The sequence below is a fragment of the Yersinia sp. 22-579 genome (assembly GCF_030433455.1).
Taxonomy (GTDB): domain Bacteria; phylum Pseudomonadota; class Gammaproteobacteria; order Enterobacterales; family Enterobacteriaceae; genus Yersinia; species Yersinia enterocolitica.
In genome coordinates, this window is sequence record NZ_JAUJTZ010000001.1 from 36,501 (window position 1) to 55,053 (window position 18,553).

The following is an 18,553-nucleotide window of genomic DNA, read 5'->3' on the forward strand; positions in this document are numbered from 1 at the left end:
TTAGGGTATGTGTTCCCACTTGATATCAACCACAACGCCAATGATCTTACAGTTCCCATTAATAATGGTCGGCGGGTGATGTGGGTTTAATGCCTTCAGATACTTGCGGCCTGCGTCAGTCATGTACTGTTTGAATGTAGCCTCGTTCTCATTTTCTAACTTAGCTACAACCAACTTTCCGCTAATAGCTTCCTTCTCTGGGTCAACCAGGATAATCATCCCCTCTGGCACGGTGAAGCCATTTGGTGAAGTCATTGAGTCACCCTTGACCCTGAGCCAGAATGATGAATCACTTGCATCTACAGTGGTCTCAGGCCATACGTCAATATCATCCTTTCTGTAAGGCTCAACCGCTTCTAGCCAACACCCAGCACTAACCCAGCTAATTAAAGGATAACTACCTTTAACCTCTTTTTTGCCAACATAGCTAACGCTACGTGTAACCCCACCTTTTTCAGAAATAGTTCCATCTGGGTTAACGACAAATTCAGTCATCCCAAGAATGTCCATTATTTTTGCTATCTCTTCAATGTCAGGTTTTCGCCGATCATTAAGCCAATGACTCACCGCACCTTTAGTTATTCCTAGATGTTCAGCGAGAGTTTCCTGAGTTATTCCAGATTCTTTCATCCGGATTTTTGCAACATCGAACCATTTCATTTTCATTCCTTGATTATACGTTCTGTATAGCTCTATTCGAGACACAATATGTATACATCTCTTGCTTATCAAGAATACAATACGTATACTTTTATCTTGAAAGGAGGTTCCCATGAATAATCTGCGAATTTTTCGCGAGCGCATTGGATTAACACAATCCGAACTAGCAGAGCTAGCTGGATGCACACCTGGAGCAATTGGTCACTACGAGACTGGTCGCCGAGGAATGGACATTAATCTTTGCCGTCAGTTTGTTGAGATTCTTAACTCATCTGGCGCAGCAGTAGGGCTGGATGACGTTTTCCCACCCAAGACACAAAAAGCAGCTTAAGCACTACCGCTCTTTAACACTACTGACCTCACCCCGGAAAGTCTGGGGCTACCAAAGTGACAAGCTCACAGCTTTGTCACGTAACAACATCTAACAAGGGAAGAGTACGCAATGGAACGTGCACAGAAACGCACTAACGCAATTGAATTGGAAGTACAGGTTATGAATGGCATCAGCAGCAAGGGCCAACTGGAAGCCGCTAAGCACGTAGGTGTTGACCGGTGCCAGATAAGCCGCTGGATATCAGGCAAGGACAGCATGTTGAGCAAGTTCTGCCGGCTGCTGGAGTTTGCCGAGATTGAGAAGCCTGAAAACATTCTGGCAATAGCAGGAAATGAAGCAAGGGAGATAGCAACGACACTTCGAATGATGCGGTTGTTGCTGAATCCTCAAAAGCAAAAATCCCCACGGCAAGGTGGGGACTCTGAACAAATCACTATGAACTTTTAACTGGATCAATTCACAGGGGTAATTATGAACGAGAAGCCAATACTTTTCAACTCGGAGATGGTCAACGCCATTCTCAGTGGTCGCAAGACGCAGACTCGCCGGATTATGGGGAACCAGCCAGCCGGGCAGGATCTTGAAACTGTCCATGTTCGGCATAACGATGACTTCAATTTTCAGTGGTATGGAAATTTAGGTGAAAGCAGTTACTTTCCGTGCCCACTCGGTAAGCCCGGCGATCAGCTATGGGTTCGCGAGACATTTGCTCTTCTTGGCAACGAGGATGGTGTTTGTGTCGATTGGCAAGACAACATGGTCAAAGGTGATGAGCAAGCGGCCGCTCGCATATACAAGGCTAGTTGCGAGCAAAAACATGGTGATTATGGGCTGTATTCAATCCCTGATTCAGCCTATTGGAAGCCTGACACCTCAAACATGAAGTATGAGGGTTCATGGCGTCCATCAATCCACATGCCGCGCTGGGCATCCCGCATCAACTTGCTGATCACCGGCATTCGTGTTGAGCGGTTGAATGATATCAGTGAGCAGGACGCACTGGCTGAAGGTGTATCAGCTAATGAGCATTCACCAGCTAGGTATGTATTCGGCTCCCTCTGGCAGTCTATTTATGGGGCTGATAATCCGAAAAGTTGGCAGGCTAACCCATGGGTATGGGTAATTGAGTTTGAGCGCATGGAGGCCAAATGAATACGGCCAAATTCTATGACTTAAGCGCCGAACGTGAGCGCAGGAGCAACAGGATGGAGAACCAGAAGCTTGGTTATGTCCCGTTGTACCGAAGCATCAAGAAGAAACCTTGGGCCAAAGACGTTTTCCTGCGAACACTGTGGGATAACCTTTTACTGGATGCCGCCAGAAAGCCATTCACGGCGAATTTCAAAGGTCACCAATGGAATCTTCAAGCCGGTCAACTGGTCACGACAGCGGCTGATTTAGGGCTATCTCTGTGCGACAGGGAAGGTAAGCCAACAAGCCGTGATGCGGTGGGCAGGATGCTCTCCTTTTTCGTCAAAGAAGGGATGATTGCAACGGGAGGTGAGAAGCGAAAAGGGACGGTAATAACTATCCTAAATTACGCTGAATATGCCGAAAAAATAGACAATTTGCCCGCACATAACGCCGCACTTAAACCCGCACATGGTGAAGCCAGTAACGGCGCGGCTTTAGAGGGTGGTGCCGCACATAACGCCGCACTTAAACCCGCACATCATGAACAAGAAGGTAATAACAATAATATAAAACCCTTTACGTCAGAGAATTCTAACGAATCCCCTGACACCCCACCTAAGAAGCTTCCTGTAGTTCGTCCTGATGCTGCAATCCAAAGCGGTAAAAATTGGGGGACTGCTGATGACCTTAGAGCGGCTGAGTGGATGTTCAGCGCCGTGCTGATGATTGCCCCCGATGCTAAGAAGCCGTCTTTTGCTGGCTGGGCCAATAGCATCCGGTTGATGCGTGAACGGGATGGAAGGAATCACCGAGACATGTGTGTTCTCTTCAAATGGGCCACGCAGGATAGCTTCTGGTGTGGCAACGTGCTTTGCCCGTCAACGCTACGCGAGAAGTGGGACAAGCTGGACATCAAGCGCAAGAAGCAGCAATCAGGCACCGCCACTGGTAAGCCTGTTATTGATTTTGATAACACTGACTGGATAAACGGGGTATCGGTATGAGAAATGTCGTCACAGCCATCCAGAACCGTGATGGTCAATCATTGCAGCAGATGTACGCCGCTGATAAGCCAAAGCAGCAGGTGCCAGAGCAGGCCGCGCAGATATTCAACGAGCTATTTCGCCAGTTGAAGGCTGCATTTCCAGCGCTGATGACCAGCATCAAAGACCAAAGCGACCTGAATGAGCTTCGCCGCCAGTGGGTTTTGGCATTTATCGAAAACGGAATTACCAGTATCGACCAAGTTAACGCTGGAATGAAGATCGCCCGTCAGCAGGCTACGCCGTTCCTCCCGTCACCCGGTCAATTCATTGCATGGTGTAAGCAGGGCGCCACCCGCGCCGCTGGGCTGCCTGATGAAGATGAGCTTTACGACATGGTGATGAAGTTCAGCGCTAAGCGTGATCTCTATGATAGCGCCGAGGCTTACCCATGGGCCACTCCAGCATGTTACTGGATGGTAACGAAGCTTAACTCTGAGCAAAAAGGGTTAGGGCTGAGCGAGCTAGAGCTTAGAAAGCGCTGTGTCAAAGAGCTGAGCACCATGTCGAAAAAAATCGAAGCGGGCGAACCAATACTCGCGCCAGTAGCGCAAATCCAGAAACTTCACATTCCGGTTAGCAACGAAAAAGCTTTGGATCACATTGCTGAAATCAAAGCAAAACTGAATGCAGCGAGGAAATCATGATGGACATGACTAAATCGCGGGAAGAGTCACGAAAACAATTTGAATACGAAGCCGGTAAAGCTCTCTGTCTTCCAACCTCAATTATTGAGTTAGCTCGAAAAGGCGATGGCTACGACCATGCATTCGACAGCATGAACATCATGCACCCGTTAAATGGTTGGTGGCATTGGTGGAAAGCCAGCCGTGAAAGCATCGAAGTGGAGCTGCCGAAGAATATATGTGGAACCGGGCTTATCCAAGATGATGACTTGCCATATTACGGGGGATTTGATGACGGAGTTAAAGCGTTAGCTAGCCGCCTCCGCACTGCCGGTATTCGAATCAAGGGAGAGAGTGAATGAGAGAAAAAATGATGTATATGCCAAAAGACGTGGCGGATGCCTTCATAATTAACCCTGGTGACTTCGAAAAATTCAAGGCAATAAAACCAGCCCTATCCGCTCATGGCGTAGATATGATTTGCGACAGCATGGTAGAAGTTGGGAAATTCATCGCCACAGGGCCAAAGGCATTTGAGCTTGCAAAAATGATTGGGGGAATTGCGTGATGAATAAAGATTTAGATAGTTTCACTGTAGAAGAGATTGAAGAAATTATAAGTACCTGCCAGCAGGAGATTCACAACACGCCAACCAGCGATGAGTTTCCTGTAAGCCCTCGAGTATTACTTTCCCTAGCCCGAATCGCGTTAGCTGCAAAGAGGGCTGAGCCTGTTGGTTATTTGGAGCAAAACCATTTGGATTATCTTCGCTCCGGTTCTGATGCTGATATTTGGCCTGAGGGCGGTGCAGGTGATATCCCTGTCTATCTCGCCCCACAGTTGAACTCTCTGGAGATGCCGGAAGGTTGGACAAGCAGCGACCCTGCCAATGCAGCATTGGTGATGCTGGACAGAATTGACACGATTGACTCAGCTGATGATGACAGGATTGAGGATATTAAATTAATAATCAGGCAGCTAGCCGCCGCGCCGGAGAGTGAATGATGGACAACATTATCTCTAATCTAAGAAAAGACGAAATGTATGCCGGTGATTTGAAATCAATTCCAGATTCCATTCTACGGAAATTTATTTATGGTCTTTTCGAAAACGGAATGCACGACATTGGGAATGGGATGAAAATAATCGATGCCTACACAAACAGCCGTGGAGTTGAAGTATTGACATCTTTGTTTTGCAGTGAGAATACATCTTCATTTCTTCAATATGGGCTCATTGAAGAAAAGGTAAATCACATAACTGGCAATAATTATTACGAGGTTTCAGGAAATACCCTTGGACACAGCATTTGGTTATTTGCGAGGAAAAAAGAAAATAGTGCATCCCAAGCAGTTGGTGATGGAGTCGCTAAGCATGTTGTTCCTAGAGCCGATGAAGCAAGCCCACAGGTTGTTATGTTGTGCAAAAAGTATGGATACCTGGCAACGAGTGAGCTACAAGCACGCCGAGAATCTCTTGAGGCTCGCAGAAAGAAAATGATGTTGCAGGTTGCCAGGGCCAGAGCTACCGGTCGGGGGAATTACACATCAGTGTGCGCAACAGAAGGCTCTGCGGAAAGGTTCGCATCTATAGTCGATGACTATGACATCGCCTTGATGGAGCGAGGAGTCATAGTTTAATCAAGAGGTGACAAGTGGATAAACAAATATTCTTTCTACGAAACGAGCAAGTAAGACGAAACCTGATAGCAGCAATAAACCAACTCCCCCTTGATGACCACCACCCCATAACAATCCGCATCACCGACTTTGACCGCTCCCTACTACAAAACAGCATGTTCCACGCTCTGTGTGGCGACGTTGCTAAACAGGCTTTGTGGATGGAGAAAGAGCGCAATCTGGTTCAGTGGAAAACGTTATTCGTGTCGGGCCACGCAATGGCAACCGGCATGGGCGCGGAAGTGGTACCTGGTCTTGAAGGTGAATTCTGCAACATTAGAGAATCAACCGCCAAGATGGGCATTAAGCGCATGACTAGCCTGATTGAGTACAGCACAGCGTGGGCGGTCGGAAGTGGCGTGAAGCTGCGTGAGGTTCGCTACGCCAATGATTATTTCGGGAGGGCAGCATGATTACTCTGATATTAGTCGCAACTTATTTCTGGATGGCTGGCGTTGTATCTGAATGGGCTCATGACATTCAAGGCAGTAAAGAAACAGTTTCGGGGTATGTAAGGGCATTTTGCATTGGCATCACATGGCCCTATTGGATTTTCCTGTGCAAATCAGGAAGGCGACATGAATGAGCCGACAACGAAGCCCAACCCAGATAGCCATAGATAACCTGATATTCCGCAAGACCTCTCGAACCAAGCCTAAACCCCCAATCCCCGCCAGCGAAATACCCACATATGACGCTATCTATCCGTTATTAGCTAAACGCTGGCTAAGACTCAGGAGTAGAAAGAATGCCTGATATTTACCAAAAGATTAACGGTGCCGACTACCGACGAATATTTGTCGTTGGTGATATTCACGGCTGCCTGGACATGCTCAATGAAAAATTACTCTCAGTTGATTTCGATGAAAGCAAAGACTTACTGATATCCGTAGGTGACCTGATTGACCGCGGTGAGCAGAACGTCGAATGCCTCGACCTGATAACACAGCCTTGGTTTCGTGCCGTTCGTGGCAACCATGAGCAGATGGCGATTGATGCACTGGCCAGCGAAGAATACTCACACTGGCTGGCAAACGGCGGTATTTGGTACTTCCAGCTCGATACTGACGAAAAACTACTGGCCACCAGTCTGATTAAGCAGGCCGCCAATCTCCCGTTAATTATCGAAGTCACCACAGACTCTGGAAAATACGTAATAGCCCACGCTGATTACCCATCTGATAGTTACCACTTCGGCAAGCCAGTCAGTGAACAGCATGTTATTTGGAACCGTGAGCGCGTGAGTTACGCAATTGATGGTGAGGGGGAGGAAATCGCCGGGGCCAAGCAATTCATATTCGGCCACACGCCAATGAATAAAGCCAGCCAGTTTAAAAACCAACTCTACATCGACACTGGTGCAGTGTTTGGGGCTGGGCGTGAGCTGACGATGATCCAAATTCAGGGGGAATAGCCATGCCTGAACTCCCCCAATCAATATGTATCTTCTGCTTCCTGATGCTTAACAAGGGTGAAACCTACGCTCATCAGAAATGCATTGATAAAGCAGCGAAGGAGAAAAGAGATGGCGAACTTACGCAAAGAGGCTAAAGGCCGCGAGTGCCAAGTTAGGCTGCCTGGTATCTGCAACGGTAATAACGAAACTGTGGTGCTGGCCCACTACCGGCTATCGGGAATATGCGGTACCGGAATCAAGCCGCCTGACCTGTTCGGCGCATGGTGCTGCTCTGCGTGTCATGACGAAATAGACCGTCGCACACACATCATGGATGTCGAGAGTGCACACTTGGCTCACCTGGAGGGAATGGTGAGAACGCAGGCAATTCTGCTGTCGGAGAATAAGGTGAAGATATGACCGAATATCACATAGACCTACCCTGGCCGCCCAGTATTAACACCTACTGGCGACACTCGAGGGGAAGGCACTACATCAGCGAGAAAGGCACCAAATACCGACAAGCAGTAATCGATACCATCAAACAGCTAAACCTCGATATCAACACCTCCGCACGACTCAAAATATCAATATCAGCACACGTACCAGACCGCCGCCGCCGTGACTTAGACAACCTGCAAAAGGCCGTCTTTGATTCGCTGGTGCATGCAGAATTTATGCAGGACGACGAGCAGATAGATGATTTCAGGGTTAGGCGGCAGCCGATTGAAAAGGGTGGAAGGCTATCAATATCCATTACTGAACTGGAGTCAGCATGAATGTAACTCAGTTAAAACTAACCAAAGAACAGCATGACTGGATTAATGGCTGGCTTGAACTGTGGGGCGCATGGGTTTACTCAGGAAGGTTAGAGAAGCGCATGAGCAGCGTTATAGCGCAGTACATGGCGACAGTAGAACCGCAGGGCAGCCCATCAAGGCCGATGTGCAATGACGATGACGGAATGTTGATTTCTCAGGTCGTAGATTCCGTTATGCGCATTGACACAAAGGCCCTTGGCATTCTGATAAGTTATTACTCTCATGGGGCATCCAAGCGAGCAATTGCATCGTACTACTTCGAGACTGCAAAACCCCGCAAGATGTCAACGAGAGGTGGGGATCGGATGAAAAAACCGTCACTGATAACGTGCCGCCGTGAAGTGGATGAAATATTGGCTGCGGCGGTGTGGATGCTATACCAACCAATGCAACATGCCTTCATCAGTCGCAAACGTGTCGGTAAAATAAAGAAAGTAGCATAGAACGTGTTGACATCAGTGAGCCAATGAGCCACTATTAAAGGGTAAGGTGCCGTATCTGTCTTAAGTTGGTGCCGCAAGTACAAAAAAGCCCCTGTTAATCGCCGGGGCTTTTTCATTTCTACATTCGCATGGGTACTGGATTGGTTAATCCAATCGTTGTGAAACAGTATCCAGCCGAATGTGGAACTCTGAAAAGTTACAGGACGAAACGTGCGAGGCTAATACCCTCAGCTCCACACACCAACTTTTAAGGCTGCCAATTTGGTGGCCTTTTTTATTTAGCTCCCGTCAAAACAGTCAATCACTGAAAACACCCTCACACTTTCGAATGACTACGACGGGAGCTATTCCCTACACAACAGCATACGAACCCGACCAACGGCGGGAAGATAATTCCCCAAATGGGGGTGGGTTATGAAAATGGAAAAATACTCAAGCGGTATCGCGAAATTCTTCGGTGGGCTTTTGATGGGGTTTGGAGCGATGTCCTTAAATGACTGGGCTGTTCTTATTGGTATGGCTTGTGCTGTAGGTACGTTCGCTCTGAACTGGTACTACAAGGACAAGGAATTCAAGTTGAGGTTTAACCCTAAGTCTGGAGCTGAAAATGTCACCAGCGCTGAGGAATAAGATAATTGGCGCATCTGCTGCCGGGGCATTGGCAATTGCTGGGGCATTGCTTGGTGGTGACGATGGGTTAGAGGGCCGCAAGTATGTGGCTTACCACGATGTTGTTGGCGTGCTGACGGTCTGCGATGGTCACACTGGTAAAGACATCATCCCCAACAAAAAATATTCAGATGCTGAGTGCGATTCTTTATTGCAGAAAGACCTGGCACCAGTACAGCGCACTGTCGATACAGCAGTAAAAGTCCCCCTGAGCAAATATCAGAAAGCCGCCTTATATTCATTTGCCTATAACGTCGGTCAGGGCGCATTCACTAAATCCACTCTGCTTAAAAAGCTCAATACAGGCAACATCAAAGGCGCTTGCGATGAGTTACGCCGCTGGACATATGCCGGTGGCAAGCCGTGGAAGGGATTACAGAACCGACGCGAGATTGAGAGGGAATTATGTTTAGCGGGATAAAGAACATATTCACCTATCTACCGGCGCTACTGCTCATCATTCTGGCTGGCTTGTCGCTTCACTTCTACAACGAAGCTGACGAGTGGCACGACAAGGCTGACGCAATAGCCAAAGAACGCGACGAGGCCAGGTTCATTCTCAATAACCAGGTACGCATGGTTAACATCATCAACGATATCGCCAAGGCCAACGAGAATGACAAACAGAAAATTGCTCAGGCGGGTGAGGCTCGTGTTGTTTACATTCGAGAAGCGATTAAAGGCGACGATTGTACTAATAAGCCTGTTCCTGCTGCCGCTGCTGACCTCCTGCGGAAACACGCAAATCAAATACGTTCGGGTGCCACAGGTACCGATACCAACAAGCTTACTTTCTGACTGCATACCCCCAGAGATACCCGAGATATTAACTTGGGGTAACAGCCTATTGCTGAATGACACCTTGTTGACGGTGATAGATCAGTGCAACGCAGATAAGGCGAGCATTCGGCAAATCGAGCAATCACACATTGAGAGCAAATAATGTCCTGGTATCCAGCTTGGCATATCAATTGGCAGAGATTCAGATACTGGCGTGAGCAGATAGGATTTGAGTCAGCTTATTCCAAACTAAAGAAAGAATTCCCCCCGACAAGGAATAGATAGCTTCTCTCGATGGAGGTGATCGCCTGTTTCACTGGGCCATTCTTGCTGACGGGTAAGCCGTAAGTGGTGCAGCAACTCTGTGAAGACGTGGCAAAGCCGCGAACAAAGAACATGAAGGATCAGTTTAACGACTGGGCCTTTTTTATTGGCAGTAAATCTCCGCGCATTCTCGTGCGCAAATCAACCAAGAGCCTTTCGGGGTAGAGCTTGAGATAGGACAGTGGTTTTCGCTGACCCCTCTTGGGCTGCCCATATCTACGAGAACAGGCTCTATCACCAAAAGGTATCAGCGAAATGAAAACCTCATTAACCGTATTTTCTTCGAACAAATCCCCAGCCATGAGCAGTTTGGATTTTTTGAACAACATCATCAATCCATCTCGATGGGAAGCCGGGGAAAACCCAGTTCGGCCAGTTGACTTCCACGCCAGGGTAAATGACGAAATCGACGAAGAATTAAACTACGAAAATTTCGTAGTTGGTAAGACTGGGCACAAGACCTACTACACCACGCTGAGCATGGATCAAATGATGCTAGTTGGCATGCGCGAGTCTAAGGCGGTTCGTCGTTCTGTGCTGGCAAAGTTAAACGTGATGCATAGCCCATCAATACCTCAAACACTTCCTGAGGCATTGCGCTTAGCTGCTGACCTCGCCGAACAGAAAGCTCAATTAGAAAACAAATTGGCTATTGCCGCTCCAAAGATTGATTTCGTTGATAACTACGTCAATGCATCCGGTTCATTTGGCTTCCGTGAGGCTTGCAAGCTACTGAAGGCGAAAGAGCCAGAGTTCAGATCTTTCCTGATAGCCCAAAATGTTATGTACGTTCTTGGTGGGAAGATGACGCCTCGCGCTCCGCATATTGATGCAGGCCGATTCACGGTCAAGACAGGTGAGAACCTTAACAACGGGCATGCATTTACCCAGGCTAAATTCACACCGAAGGGTATTCAGTGGATCGCTGGCCTGTGGGCATCGTGGCAGTTGAATAATCAGGCCGCATGACCGGCTCAAAAATGAGCCCGTTGATAATAAAGACAAATTGAGAGCCACTTTCACAACGGCTCTCAATCATTACAGACATAAAACACCATAAAGGAATCCCCATGACGACTAATGTGATTCACCAATCTGGAAAGACTGTGCAAGTAGCCACTTCAGGCGATTCTTATGTCCTCCCAGCCGCCACAGCAACAGTGCTTGGCGGTGTAAAGAAAGCCGCAACGGTAGCCAACTGCACAGTAGCCGCAGACGGCACAAGCGCAGGCACTCAACTTAATGCATTGCTAACGTCATTACGTGCTGCTGGCATTATCGTTTAAAGAACAATATCTCGTCGGGTTAGAAATCCTCCGAGAGTGAAAAGTGGGATGTGCTGAAAATGGATAATTTAACTGTAAACGTAAGGATGATAGCTCCAACTAAAGACCAAATGCTGGATATTGCCTTGCAAGTAGAGCGCGAAATGGCTGGAGATCCAATAAATGAAGATACAAAAGCTGTATTCATTTCCGAGGTGTTAAGCCGAACCAAAGAGCTAATTGAAGTTGAGATTACAAGCTAAGGAATAACAATGGCAAAGCTCACCGACAAACAAGAGCTGTTTGCCCGTGAGTACCTGAAAGACCTCAATGCCACACAGGCAGCAATCAGGGCGGGTTACAGCGAAAAGACCGCTCAGGTGCAATCAAGTCGCCTGTTATCAAATGTTATGGTTCAACAGCGAGTGAGCGAATTAGCAGCGGAAAGAAATAGCCGAGTGGGAATTGATGCCGACTACGTCCTGAGACAAGCGGTAAAACTTCACGAACGCTGCATGCAAGAAGTAGAGCCAATTACTGACCGTCGTGGCGAAGAGATAACCGACGAAGATGGAAAAACCATTTTCGGCTTTGACGCCAAGGGCGCGGCGGCTGCATTAAAATTGGTAGGCGAACATATATCTGTGCAGGCATTTAAAGTAAATGTGAAAACTGAGCATGCTGGCATGATTGGCCTCAACCTGAATAAATCCCTCACTGAGCTATTCGACGATGACAGCGATTAATCCAATATTTAAACCGTTCGTGAAGCCGTCACGGTACAAAGTGGCAAAGGCGGGCGCGGGTCAGGGAAAAGCTGGACGATTGCACGATTACTCGTAGAGATATCTCGTCGGGGCTGCTATCGCTTTCTCTGCGCCCGCGAACTACAAAACAGTATCAGTGACTCTGTACTCCGTTTGTTGGATGACACCATCAACAGGGAAGGGTATCAGGGGGAGTTCGAGGTGCAGAGAAATAGCATCCGGCACCTGATTACTAATAGTGAGTTCATGTTCTACGGCATCAAAAACAACCCGACTAAGATTAAATCCCTTGAGGGGGTGGATATCTGTTGGATTGAAGAGGCAGAGGCAGTATCAAAAGGTTCATGGGACGTACTTATTCCCACCATTCGCAAACCAGGATCTGAAATATGGGTGAGCTATAACCCAAAGAACATTCTTGACGATACGCATCAGCGCTTCGTTATTTCACCACCTGATGACATATGCCTGCTGACAGTCAACCACAGCGATAACCCACACTTTCCTGAAGTCCTCCGCTTAGAGATGGAGGAATGCAAGCGTAAGGACTACGACCTTTACCTGCATATATGGGAAGGCGAGCCGGTTGCGGATAGCGACATGGCAATCATTAAGCCATCGTGGATTGCTGCCGCTGTAGACGCTCACAAGCTCATCGGGTTCACAGCATCAGGCCGGAAGCGCGTCGGGTTCGACGTTGCTGATGAGGGTGAAGACAGTAATGCAACAACGCTGGCTCATGGCTCTGTAGTACTGGATTGCCAGCAATGGCACAAAGGCGACGTGATCACCTCGTCTGACCGTGTCAAGAACTACGCAGAAAGCATCTCAGCAAGCGAAATTGTCTATGACTCTATTGGTGTGGGTGCGGGTGTGAAAGCTCACCTGAAGCGCGTCTGTGCGATACCGTCCAGCGGATTCAATGCCGGTGCTGCTGTGTTCAAGCCGGACACAAAATATGCTGATGGAAAGACGAACAAAGACATGTTTTCCAACATCAAGGCTCAGGCGTGGTGGGGGGTGCGCGATCGCTTCTTCAATACATGGCGAGTAGTTAAGCATCTGCAAGCCAACCCGAACGACAAAGAATTCATTAAACAATTCTCAGATGACCAACTAATCAGCCTAAGTTCCAGCATTAAACAGCTTGAGTACCTCAAGGCTGAGCTGTCCCGCCCATGGGTTGACTACGACAACAACGGACGCGTGAAGGTTGAGAGCAAAAAGGACATGAAGAAGCGCGGCATACCGTCTCCCAACATGGCTGACTCGCTGATCATGGCATTCGCCCCAACACACAAACCATTCATCATTCCTGACGAGATACTGCAATGACAAGAAAGAAGGCTGTGCGAACAGCTCAGGCCGTGCAAGCACCTCGGCGGGAACTGACGAAGATTACAAATGCGCATCTTGATGCTGCGTCCGCTGCGAATGACGAGAATCCATTTGCTCAGTTTAAGCGTTACGAACCGCTACCAGGTGTTATTCCAGAAGGCAAAAAAGAATCTGCTCTAGCGATGGACTCCACGCCTTACGATGTCATCAACAGCATGTCGATTGGTGGTGAATATTCTGGTTTTCGTGGCTACCCGATTTTGGCGGCAATGTCTCAGCAGGTTGAGTATGCGAATATGCATACCATCATGGCTGATGAGATGACGCGTAACTGGATTGAGGTGAAGAGCACTAAAGAGGGCGACCCTGATATCGACCTGATGGATCAGGCCCTGACTAAATACGACATCAAGCGCTTGATTCACGAAGCAGTAAGGCAGGATTCCGAATATGGTGTAGCACACATCTTTATCGATGTTGGCGCTGACGATATAGAGAATGCGAAACCGCTATTTCTTGACCCGCGCAAGATAACCAAGGGATCACTGAAAGGATTCCGGTGTATAGACCCAAACTGGGTTTATCCGGCGATGTACAACTCAAGCAAGCCGCTGAGACCGGATTTCTACAAACCTCAAGCATGGTTCGTAATGGGCGATACAGTGCATGAGTCTCGGTTCATCGATATCGTTAGCCGCCCGGTTCCTGACATTCTTAAGCCATCCTATAACTTTGGTGGACTGTCTCTAACGCAGTTGATGGAAGATTACGTTGTCGACTGGCGTGATGCTAAAAAGAACGTTATTAAAATCCTCAAGACATTGCGCATGCGTGGATTGAAAACCGACATGGATGCTCGGCTACAGGAGCCCGGCGAGTTCGATAAGCGCGTTAAGCTGTTCATAAAGTATCAAGACAACTTCGGGCTTTGGGTGCACGACACAACTGAAGAGCTAACCCATCAGCAGACATCTCTTAGTGAGCTGTCAAACATCCTATCGAACTATCAAGAGCAACTCTGCATACCATCTCGCACGACAAACCTGAAGATGTTCGGTAACGCCCCAGCAGGTTTGAATGCCAGTGGTGATGCTGAGATTGAAACATGGCACGAAACGATATCCGGCTCGCAAGAATTGGACTATCGCAGAGCCATTGAGAACATCTTCAAGATTATTCAGCTTTCAGAGTTTGGCGAACTGAAGCCCGACATCTACTTCGAGTTTAAACCGCTTGATGAAATCAGTGATGATGACCGCGCTAACACCAACAAGACTCGCGTTGACACAGTGGTTGCTGCTGCTGATAGCATGCTGATTAACTCTGAAGAGGCGCGAGACGCACTGAAAAGCATTGAAGGTGCAGGATTCGAAAACCTGAAGGGCGACTATGAACCGGAAACCGAAGAAGAGTAAAAGCCTTCGGGCGGTCAACTATAACGCCGGTAATATCATTTGGTATCGCAGAGAGTTACTGGCTGTTATCAGGGAAATGAATGACGATGTTAAGAAGCAAATCGTCCCGATATTTGAAGATAACCCACTGGCGATGGATGCCAACCCGGTTCAATTATTGCGTAGTGCTTTGCGTGCTCTGTCTAAGAAATGGGTAGAGCGCTTCATTAAGATGGCGCTACCTACTGCCGAATCAGTGACAAACAAGACTGGCGAGGCTGTTGACCGCTCATTACTTGCTGCTGCCCGTAAAGACTCACTGACAATTAACATGCAGTGGACTGAGGCTGTGCTCGAAAAGCGAGAGGCTATCATTTCAGAAAATGTGGCGTTAATCCGCTCCATCCCTGAGAAGTATTTCACTGAGGTGGAATCGATGGTGTTTCGATCGGTAGCCAAGGGTGGTGACCGCAAAGGTTTAGCCGATGAGATTGAGGCTAACTTCGGGAAGCGTCATGGCATCACTAGGCGGCGTGCTGAGTTCATTGCGCGTGACCAAGTACGCAAGGCTACCAGCGCACTATCCAACGCAAGGCAACAAGCGGCAGGGATTAAGCGTGGCATCTGGTTGCACAGTGGCGGCGGTAGCGAACCTCGCAAGAAGCACGTTCATGCTAACGGGCAGGAGTTCGACCTCGATAAGGGGTTACCAATCGGTGACAAGGGGCAGTATGTGTTGCCGGGAGAAGAGCCGAATTGCGGGTGTACGTGGAAGCCTGTGTTACCATTCTGAATTGGTGAGAGTAATTAGGGGGGTTGGATGATAATTGAATTAGAAAGTCATGAAGTTGCTACACTTCGTGTTGCTCTCGCGCATTTTAGGGGGTATTTAGAAGAGAATGGGCTTGGAGATGATGATCATGGTGAAGAGATGGTCAGGCTATATCAAAAAAACATAAACTCCATGCTAAAGAAAGTACTAGCCACATAGAATAGCCTATTAGGCGAGGTTATTATGAGTGATAAAGCAAAAGATGAGCTGATCACCCTTCTCGATGAGTTGATCCAAAACGGAGATTTTTTCCTTTCCGCCATTGAACGTAATAACCCTGATTTTGATTTTGAAGATTGGCGCTCCCGAGCGGTAACTATTCTTCAAGAAGCAAAAGCATCATCTCAGTAGCTGAAAAACAATCACAAACAGGTCACTTCGGTGGCCTTTTTTATTGCCTGAAAAACAGGAAAGAACATGAAAGATGTGAAGTTTGCCTTCGATAAGGCGAGCGTTCGCCGCTATGACGTTGACGGGATGCTTCATGTTGAGTTGACGCCAATCAGTAAGGCTAACGTCTGCGTCTACTACGGCAAAGAGATACCTAATTGGGAAGAAAATGGCTTAGATCCAGATAAAGCCTATCGCCTGCTGCGTGACCCGAAAGAATTGGAACTCGCAGTTGAAACGTTCAACAACAAACCGCTGCTTAATACGCATATTGCCGTTTCCATATTAAACCCACCGAAAGAATCAATCATTGGAGCTACTGGCAGCAACGCCGTGTTCGAAAATGGTTATTTGAAAAACTCTCTCGTTATTTGGGATGTGAATTCCATTATCGGCGTAGAGAACAAGCAGCAGCGTGAAATCTCATCCTCATACCGTTATCGGCTCGACATGACGCCGGGTGAGTACGAGGGCGAACCATACGATGGCGTTATGCGTGACATCGTTTGTAACCATGTGGCAATCGTGCCAAGTGGCCGGGCTGGCCCGGATGTATTTGTATATGACTCACTACCTACAGGACTCAAACTGATGTCAAAAGCAAAAGAACTTATGGCGAAGATTTTGCCTTTCCTGGCTAATGACGCCAACCCAGAAGAAGTTGAAAAAAAGGTCGAAGAAATTATTAAAGATGATGACAAAGACCCAAAAACAGCTAAGGACGAGATGACGGAAGAAGAAAAGGAAAAGCTTGCGAAGGATGAAGCGGAACAGGCTGAGAAAGACAAGTTAGCCAAAGACGAAGCTGATAAGGCCGATAAAGAGAAAATGGCAAACGACAGTAAATTAGCCATGGACTCAGCAATTAAAGGCGTTGAAACCCGCGTTGAAGCCCGTTTTGCAGCCTTGCGTCAGGCTGAACGTGATGTTCGTCCTGTTGTTGGTGATCTGGCCTGCGACAGTGCAGACGAGGTTTACCGTACAGCTCTGAAGCAAATGGGATGCACAGACCACGCAACATTGCCATCTGCCGCACTTCAGTCCGTATTCAAGGCTTATTCCCGCCCTGCGATGGCAAATGACTCTGCGCCAATTAGTCACGATTCTCGCACTACCGTTAAAAACTTCTTCGAGGGGAAATAATATGTCATTTCAAAAGGAAGTAGAACTTTACTCCGGTGTTGGGCAGGCAGGTCAGCCAGCATCAACGTCTCCAATCATCGCGGCAGCAGGTGGCCCTGGTGCATTCCAGGCCGGTGTTAATGGCTTAATCATGGCGCGGTTCGCATGGCGTAATGCCACCAACCCGTTACGACTGGATAACACTGGCACTGGAAAGCCCGTTGGTTTCGTACAAAACAATGCCAATGCCACTATCGGTTATCTGCAAAGCAATAGCATGACTATTTCAGCAGGCCGTGAAGCATCAGTAATTGTGGGCGGCGACTTCTGGGCTATCTCTACAACTGTAGCGACAGTCGGGCAGAAGGTGTTTGCAGTTCTTGCTACAGGTCTGCTGGCAACTGGCGCGGCTGGTGCAACAATCTCTGGCGCAGTAGAAACCGACTGGTATGTCGCCAGCCCTGCCGCTATTGGTGATTTACTGATTATCTCTACATGGAGCAAAGCATAATGCCTCAACTGACTCAGGCCGATTTCGCAGCCTTTAAAGCGGAAGCCGAATCGCGTGGCATTTTCTTGCCATCCTCAGTAACTAAATTTGCAATGGATGCTGATGTCCAGCCAGGTATGCCACCTAACGGCGGTATTCCGGCAATCGTTTCTTCATTCATTGATCCTGAAATCGTCCGTACTATCTTCGCCAAGCAAAAGGCTGTCGATATTCTGGGCGAGAAGAAAAAAGGCGCGTGGGCTCAAGATACATTAATGATCCAGCGCGTTGAGCAATCTGGCGACGTTGTGGCCTATGATGACTACAGTGAACAGGGCGGGAACCAAGTAACTCCAGGTTGGGAAAACCGTCAGGTATATCGCTATCAGACAATGGTCACTTACGGCGAATTGGAACAAGAACGTTATGGTTTAGCTATGCTGCCGTACGTAGCAGAAAAGCAACGCGCTGCTGCATGGACACTAAACCAGGCACAGAACAAGTTCTACTTCTACGGTGTATCAGGCTTGCTTAACTACGGCATCCTGAATGACCCAGCACTGCCGACTCCGATCACTCCAGCCACTGTTGATGGTAAAACCCTGTGGAAAGATAAGCAGGTAGTGGATATTTACAACGATGTCCTTGCTCTGTATGCAGACCTGATTGCTCGCACTAATGGTGCGGTAGGTGACGGTGTGGATATGGCATCACCTTTGGTTCTGGTGATGAGTCCTAACGCTTCTGTGTGGTTCAAGCGCGCTAACGAAATCTTCGGTAATACCGTAGAGAAGATGGTTAAAGACACCTTCACTAACATCCGAATTGAAGTTGCCCCACAGTACGATACGGATGCGGGTGAACTGGTGCAGATGTTCGTTGAAACTGCTCAGGGGCAGCAGGCTGGTTATTGTGCATATAGCGACAAGCTTCGCGCACATCCAATCATCACTATGACATCAAGCTGGAAACAGAAGCACTCCGGTACCACTTACGGCGCGGTAATCACTCAGCCGTTCCTGTTTGCTCAAATGCTCGGAGTTTAA

General features: G+C 48.1%; 31 protein-coding genes. 30 read left to right on the plus strand and 1 reads right to left on the minus strand.

Translation table 11 applies throughout. The annotated features are described in order from the left end of the window. Positions 1 to 666: a LexA family transcriptional regulator gene (locus tag QSV56_RS00200; protein ID WP_050144664.1), complete on the minus strand. Its 666-nt coding sequence runs from the start codon at positions 664 to 666 to the stop codon at positions 1 to 3. 106 nt (positions 667 to 772) lie between these two features. Here QSV56_RS00200 and QSV56_RS00205 point away from each other — a divergent pair, with 106 nt between their 5' ends. The 30 genes from QSV56_RS00205 to QSV56_RS00350 all read left to right on the plus strand — a co-directional run bounded on the left by QSV56_RS00205 (position 773) and on the right by QSV56_RS00350 (position 18,553). Further along, on the plus strand, positions 773 to 991 hold the full coding sequence (locus QSV56_RS00205) for a helix-turn-helix transcriptional regulator (protein ID WP_049556488.1): 219 nt from the start codon (positions 773 to 775) through the stop codon (positions 989 to 991). Between the two features lie 111 nt (positions 992 to 1,102). After that, complete coding sequence (locus QSV56_RS00210) at positions 1,103 to 1,441, plus strand: CII family transcriptional regulator (protein ID WP_301210088.1); 339 nt, start codon at positions 1,103 to 1,105, stop codon at positions 1,439 to 1,441. 24 nt (positions 1,442 to 1,465) lie between these two features. Then, entirely contained in the window at positions 1,466 to 2,146 is a 681-nt protein-coding gene (locus tag QSV56_RS00215; RefSeq protein WP_301210090.1) for a hypothetical protein, read from the plus strand. Positions 2,147 to 2,199: 53 nt separating this feature from the next. Beyond that, positions 2,200 to 3,132 (plus strand): replication protein, encoded by a 933-nt coding sequence (locus QSV56_RS00220; protein WP_301210542.1) that lies wholly within the window; start codon positions 2,200 to 2,202, stop codon positions 3,130 to 3,132. Beyond that, positions 3,129 to 3,818, plus strand: a complete 690-nt coding sequence (locus QSV56_RS00225) for a replication protein P (RefSeq protein ID WP_301210092.1) — start codon at positions 3,129 to 3,131, stop codon at positions 3,816 to 3,818. The genes QSV56_RS00220 and QSV56_RS00225 overlap by 4 nt, the downstream gene beginning before the upstream one ends. Then, positions 3,818 to 4,159 carry a hypothetical protein gene (locus QSV56_RS00230; RefSeq protein WP_301210094.1) on the plus strand — a complete coding sequence of 114 codons (342 nt, stop codon included), beginning with the start codon at positions 3,818 to 3,820 and terminating at the stop codon, positions 4,157 to 4,159. The genes QSV56_RS00225 and QSV56_RS00230 overlap by 1 nt, the downstream gene beginning before the upstream one ends. Further along, a complete protein-coding gene (locus tag QSV56_RS00235; protein ID WP_301210096.1) occupies positions 4,156 to 4,365 on the plus strand; it encodes a hypothetical protein in 210 nt (69 codons plus the stop codon). Before QSV56_RS00230 ends, QSV56_RS00235 begins: the two co-directional genes overlap by 4 nt. Then, positions 4,365 to 4,802: a hypothetical protein gene (locus QSV56_RS00240; RefSeq protein WP_301210098.1), complete on the plus strand. Its 438-nt coding sequence runs from the start codon at positions 4,365 to 4,367 to the stop codon at positions 4,800 to 4,802. Before QSV56_RS00235 ends, QSV56_RS00240 begins: the two co-directional genes overlap by 1 nt. Continuing rightward, positions 4,799 to 5,437: a hypothetical protein gene (locus QSV56_RS00245; RefSeq protein ID WP_301210100.1), complete on the plus strand. Its 639-nt coding sequence runs from the start codon at positions 4,799 to 4,801 to the stop codon at positions 5,435 to 5,437. Before QSV56_RS00240 ends, QSV56_RS00245 begins: the two co-directional genes overlap by 4 nt. 14 nt (positions 5,438 to 5,451) lie before the next feature. Further along, a complete protein-coding gene (locus QSV56_RS00250) occupies positions 5,452 to 5,889 on the plus strand; it encodes a recombination protein NinB (RefSeq protein ID WP_301210102.1) in 438 nt (145 codons plus the stop codon). 169 nt (positions 5,890 to 6,058) lie between these two features. Next, entirely contained in the window at positions 6,059 to 6,232 is a 174-nt protein-coding gene (locus tag QSV56_RS00255; RefSeq protein ID WP_147658587.1) for a NinE family protein, read from the plus strand. Between the two features lies 1 nt (position 6,233). Beyond that, on the plus strand, positions 6,234 to 6,890 hold the full coding sequence (locus QSV56_RS00260) for a metallophosphoesterase (RefSeq protein WP_301210544.1): 657 nt from the start codon (positions 6,234 to 6,236) through the stop codon (positions 6,888 to 6,890). Positions 6,891 to 7,001: 111 nt separating this feature from the next. Beyond that, a complete protein-coding gene (locus QSV56_RS00265) occupies positions 7,002 to 7,292 on the plus strand; it encodes a DUF1364 domain-containing protein (RefSeq protein WP_050134042.1) in 291 nt (96 codons plus the stop codon). Further along, complete coding sequence (locus tag QSV56_RS00270) at positions 7,289 to 7,651, plus strand: RusA family crossover junction endodeoxyribonuclease (protein ID WP_301210109.1); 363 nt, start codon at positions 7,289 to 7,291, stop codon at positions 7,649 to 7,651. The genes QSV56_RS00265 and QSV56_RS00270 overlap by 4 nt, the downstream gene beginning before the upstream one ends. After that, positions 7,648 to 8,136, plus strand: a complete 489-nt coding sequence (locus tag QSV56_RS00275; protein ID WP_057627562.1) for an antiterminator Q family protein — start codon at positions 7,648 to 7,650, stop codon at positions 8,134 to 8,136. Before QSV56_RS00270 ends, QSV56_RS00275 begins: the two co-directional genes overlap by 4 nt. Positions 8,137 to 8,550: 414 nt before the next feature. After that, positions 8,551 to 8,766, plus strand: coding sequence for a phage holin family protein (locus QSV56_RS00280; protein WP_050127248.1), 216 nt, complete (start codon positions 8,551 to 8,553; stop codon positions 8,764 to 8,766). After that, on the plus strand, positions 8,744 to 9,226 hold the full coding sequence (locus QSV56_RS00285) for a lysozyme (RefSeq protein ID WP_301210114.1): 483 nt from the start codon (positions 8,744 to 8,746) through the stop codon (positions 9,224 to 9,226). Before QSV56_RS00280 ends, QSV56_RS00285 begins: the two co-directional genes overlap by 23 nt. Continuing rightward, entirely contained in the window at positions 9,211 to 9,603 is a 393-nt protein-coding gene (locus QSV56_RS00290; protein ID WP_050919417.1) for a hypothetical protein, read from the plus strand. The genes QSV56_RS00285 and QSV56_RS00290 overlap by 16 nt, the downstream gene beginning before the upstream one ends. A 561-nt stretch (positions 9,604 to 10,164) precedes the next feature. Further along, positions 10,165 to 10,878, plus strand: a complete 714-nt coding sequence (locus QSV56_RS00295) for a phage antirepressor KilAC domain-containing protein (protein WP_301210118.1) — start codon at positions 10,165 to 10,167, stop codon at positions 10,876 to 10,878. Between the two features lie 101 nt (positions 10,879 to 10,979). Then, positions 10,980 to 11,195 carry a head fiber protein gene (locus QSV56_RS00300; RefSeq protein WP_301210120.1) on the plus strand — a complete coding sequence of 72 codons (216 nt, stop codon included), beginning with the start codon at positions 10,980 to 10,982 and terminating at the stop codon, positions 11,193 to 11,195. Positions 11,196 to 11,254: 59 nt separating this feature from the next. Next, positions 11,255 to 11,437, plus strand: coding sequence for a hypothetical protein (locus QSV56_RS00305; RefSeq protein ID WP_147658966.1), 183 nt, complete (start codon positions 11,255 to 11,257; stop codon positions 11,435 to 11,437). Between the two features lie 9 nt (positions 11,438 to 11,446). Further along, the gene (locus tag QSV56_RS00310; protein WP_289818079.1) at positions 11,447 to 11,920 is read left to right on the plus strand and encodes a terminase small subunit; all 474 of its coding nucleotides are present in this window, start codon (positions 11,447 to 11,449) and stop codon (positions 11,918 to 11,920) included. Between the two features lie 99 nt (positions 11,921 to 12,019). Then, entirely contained in the window at positions 12,020 to 13,276 is a 1,257-nt protein-coding gene (locus tag QSV56_RS00315) for a PBSX family phage terminase large subunit (protein ID WP_301210546.1), read from the plus strand. Then, a complete protein-coding gene (locus QSV56_RS00320; protein WP_301210127.1) occupies positions 13,273 to 14,694 on the plus strand; it encodes a DUF1073 domain-containing protein in 1,422 nt (473 codons plus the stop codon). The genes QSV56_RS00315 and QSV56_RS00320 overlap by 4 nt, the downstream gene beginning before the upstream one ends. Beyond that, positions 14,669 to 15,466 (plus strand): phage minor head protein, encoded by a 798-nt coding sequence (locus QSV56_RS00325; RefSeq protein ID WP_301210129.1) that lies wholly within the window; start codon positions 14,669 to 14,671, stop codon positions 15,464 to 15,466. Before QSV56_RS00320 ends, QSV56_RS00325 begins: the two co-directional genes overlap by 26 nt. A gap of 27 nt (positions 15,467 to 15,493) precedes the next feature. Then, the gene (locus QSV56_RS00330; protein WP_263797315.1) at positions 15,494 to 15,664 is read left to right on the plus strand and encodes a hypothetical protein; all 171 of its coding nucleotides are present in this window, start codon (positions 15,494 to 15,496) and stop codon (positions 15,662 to 15,664) included. Between the two features lie 24 nt (positions 15,665 to 15,688). Continuing rightward, a complete protein-coding gene (locus tag QSV56_RS00335; protein ID WP_263697766.1) occupies positions 15,689 to 15,856 on the plus strand; it encodes a hypothetical protein in 168 nt (55 codons plus the stop codon). Positions 15,857 to 15,922: 66 nt separating this feature from the next. Next, positions 15,923 to 17,038, plus strand: a complete 1,116-nt coding sequence (locus QSV56_RS00340; RefSeq protein ID WP_301210136.1) for a DUF2213 domain-containing protein — start codon at positions 15,923 to 15,925, stop codon at positions 17,036 to 17,038. Position 17,039: 1 nt separating this feature from the next. Further along, positions 17,040 to 17,528, plus strand: a complete 489-nt coding sequence (locus QSV56_RS00345; protein ID WP_301210138.1) for a hypothetical protein — start codon at positions 17,040 to 17,042, stop codon at positions 17,526 to 17,528. After that, positions 17,528 to 18,553: a hypothetical protein gene (locus QSV56_RS00350; RefSeq protein ID WP_301210140.1), complete on the plus strand. Its 1,026-nt coding sequence runs from the start codon at positions 17,528 to 17,530 to the stop codon at positions 18,551 to 18,553. Before QSV56_RS00345 ends, QSV56_RS00350 begins: the two co-directional genes overlap by 1 nt.

Excerpts from the sequence above, each read along its gene's own strand:
- QSV56_RS00280 (WP_050127248.1), top strand. The coding sequence starts at position 8,551 with ATGAAAATGGAAAAATACTCAAGCGGTATCGCGAAATTCTTCGGTGGG.
- QSV56_RS00305 (WP_147658966.1), top strand. The coding sequence starts at position 11,255 with ATGGATAATTTAACTGTAAACGTAAGGATGATAGCTCCAACTAAAGAC.
- QSV56_RS00210 (WP_301210088.1), top strand. The coding sequence starts at position 1,103 with ATGGAACGTGCACAGAAACGCACTAACGCAATTGAATTGGAAGTACAG.
- QSV56_RS00200 (WP_050144664.1), bottom strand. The coding sequence starts at position 666 with ATGAAAATGAAATGGTTCGATGTTGCAAAAATCCGGATGAAAGAATCT.
- QSV56_RS00310 (WP_289818079.1), top strand. The coding sequence starts at position 11,447 with ATGGCAAAGCTCACCGACAAACAAGAGCTGTTTGCCCGTGAGTACCTG.
- QSV56_RS00255 (WP_147658587.1), top strand. The coding sequence starts at position 6,059 with ATGAGCCGACAACGAAGCCCAACCCAGATAGCCATAGATAACCTGATA.
- QSV56_RS00350 (WP_301210140.1), top strand. The coding sequence starts at position 17,528 with ATGCCTCAACTGACTCAGGCCGATTTCGCAGCCTTTAAAGCGGAAGCC.
- QSV56_RS00335 (WP_263697766.1), top strand. The coding sequence starts at position 15,689 with ATGAGTGATAAAGCAAAAGATGAGCTGATCACCCTTCTCGATGAGTTG.
- QSV56_RS00205 (WP_049556488.1), top strand. The coding sequence starts at position 773 with ATGAATAATCTGCGAATTTTTCGCGAGCGCATTGGATTAACACAATCC.
- QSV56_RS00300 (WP_301210120.1), top strand. The coding sequence starts at position 10,980 with ATGACGACTAATGTGATTCACCAATCTGGAAAGACTGTGCAAGTAGCC.
- QSV56_RS00270 (WP_301210109.1), top strand. The coding sequence starts at position 7,289 with ATGACCGAATATCACATAGACCTACCCTGGCCGCCCAGTATTAACACC.
- QSV56_RS00235 (WP_301210096.1), top strand. The coding sequence starts at position 4,156 with ATGAGAGAAAAAATGATGTATATGCCAAAAGACGTGGCGGATGCCTTC.
- QSV56_RS00230 (WP_301210094.1), top strand. The coding sequence starts at position 3,818 with ATGGACATGACTAAATCGCGGGAAGAGTCACGAAAACAATTTGAATAC.
- QSV56_RS00340 (WP_301210136.1), top strand. The coding sequence starts at position 15,923 with ATGAAAGATGTGAAGTTTGCCTTCGATAAGGCGAGCGTTCGCCGCTAT.
- QSV56_RS00325 (WP_301210129.1), top strand. The coding sequence starts at position 14,669 with ATGAACCGGAAACCGAAGAAGAGTAAAAGCCTTCGGGCGGTCAACTAT.
- QSV56_RS00215 (WP_301210090.1), top strand. The coding sequence starts at position 1,466 with ATGAACGAGAAGCCAATACTTTTCAACTCGGAGATGGTCAACGCCATT.
- QSV56_RS00320 (WP_301210127.1), top strand. The coding sequence starts at position 13,273 with ATGACAAGAAAGAAGGCTGTGCGAACAGCTCAGGCCGTGCAAGCACCT.
- QSV56_RS00330 (WP_263797315.1), top strand. The coding sequence starts at position 15,494 with ATGATAATTGAATTAGAAAGTCATGAAGTTGCTACACTTCGTGTTGCT.
- QSV56_RS00275 (WP_057627562.1), top strand. The coding sequence starts at position 7,648 with ATGAATGTAACTCAGTTAAAACTAACCAAAGAACAGCATGACTGGATT.
- QSV56_RS00285 (WP_301210114.1), top strand. The coding sequence starts at position 8,744 with ATGTCACCAGCGCTGAGGAATAAGATAATTGGCGCATCTGCTGCCGGG.
- QSV56_RS00240 (WP_301210098.1), top strand. The coding sequence starts at position 4,365 with ATGAATAAAGATTTAGATAGTTTCACTGTAGAAGAGATTGAAGAAATT.
- QSV56_RS00225 (WP_301210092.1), top strand. The coding sequence starts at position 3,129 with ATGAGAAATGTCGTCACAGCCATCCAGAACCGTGATGGTCAATCATTG.
- QSV56_RS00220 (WP_301210542.1), top strand. The coding sequence starts at position 2,200 with ATGGAGAACCAGAAGCTTGGTTATGTCCCGTTGTACCGAAGCATCAAG.
- QSV56_RS00290 (WP_050919417.1), top strand. The coding sequence starts at position 9,211 with ATGTTTAGCGGGATAAAGAACATATTCACCTATCTACCGGCGCTACTG.
- QSV56_RS00245 (WP_301210100.1), top strand. The coding sequence starts at position 4,799 with ATGATGGACAACATTATCTCTAATCTAAGAAAAGACGAAATGTATGCC.
- QSV56_RS00295 (WP_301210118.1), top strand. The coding sequence starts at position 10,165 with ATGAAAACCTCATTAACCGTATTTTCTTCGAACAAATCCCCAGCCATG.
- QSV56_RS00265 (WP_050134042.1), top strand. The coding sequence starts at position 7,002 with ATGGCGAACTTACGCAAAGAGGCTAAAGGCCGCGAGTGCCAAGTTAGG.
- QSV56_RS00345 (WP_301210138.1), top strand. The coding sequence starts at position 17,040 with ATGTCATTTCAAAAGGAAGTAGAACTTTACTCCGGTGTTGGGCAGGCA.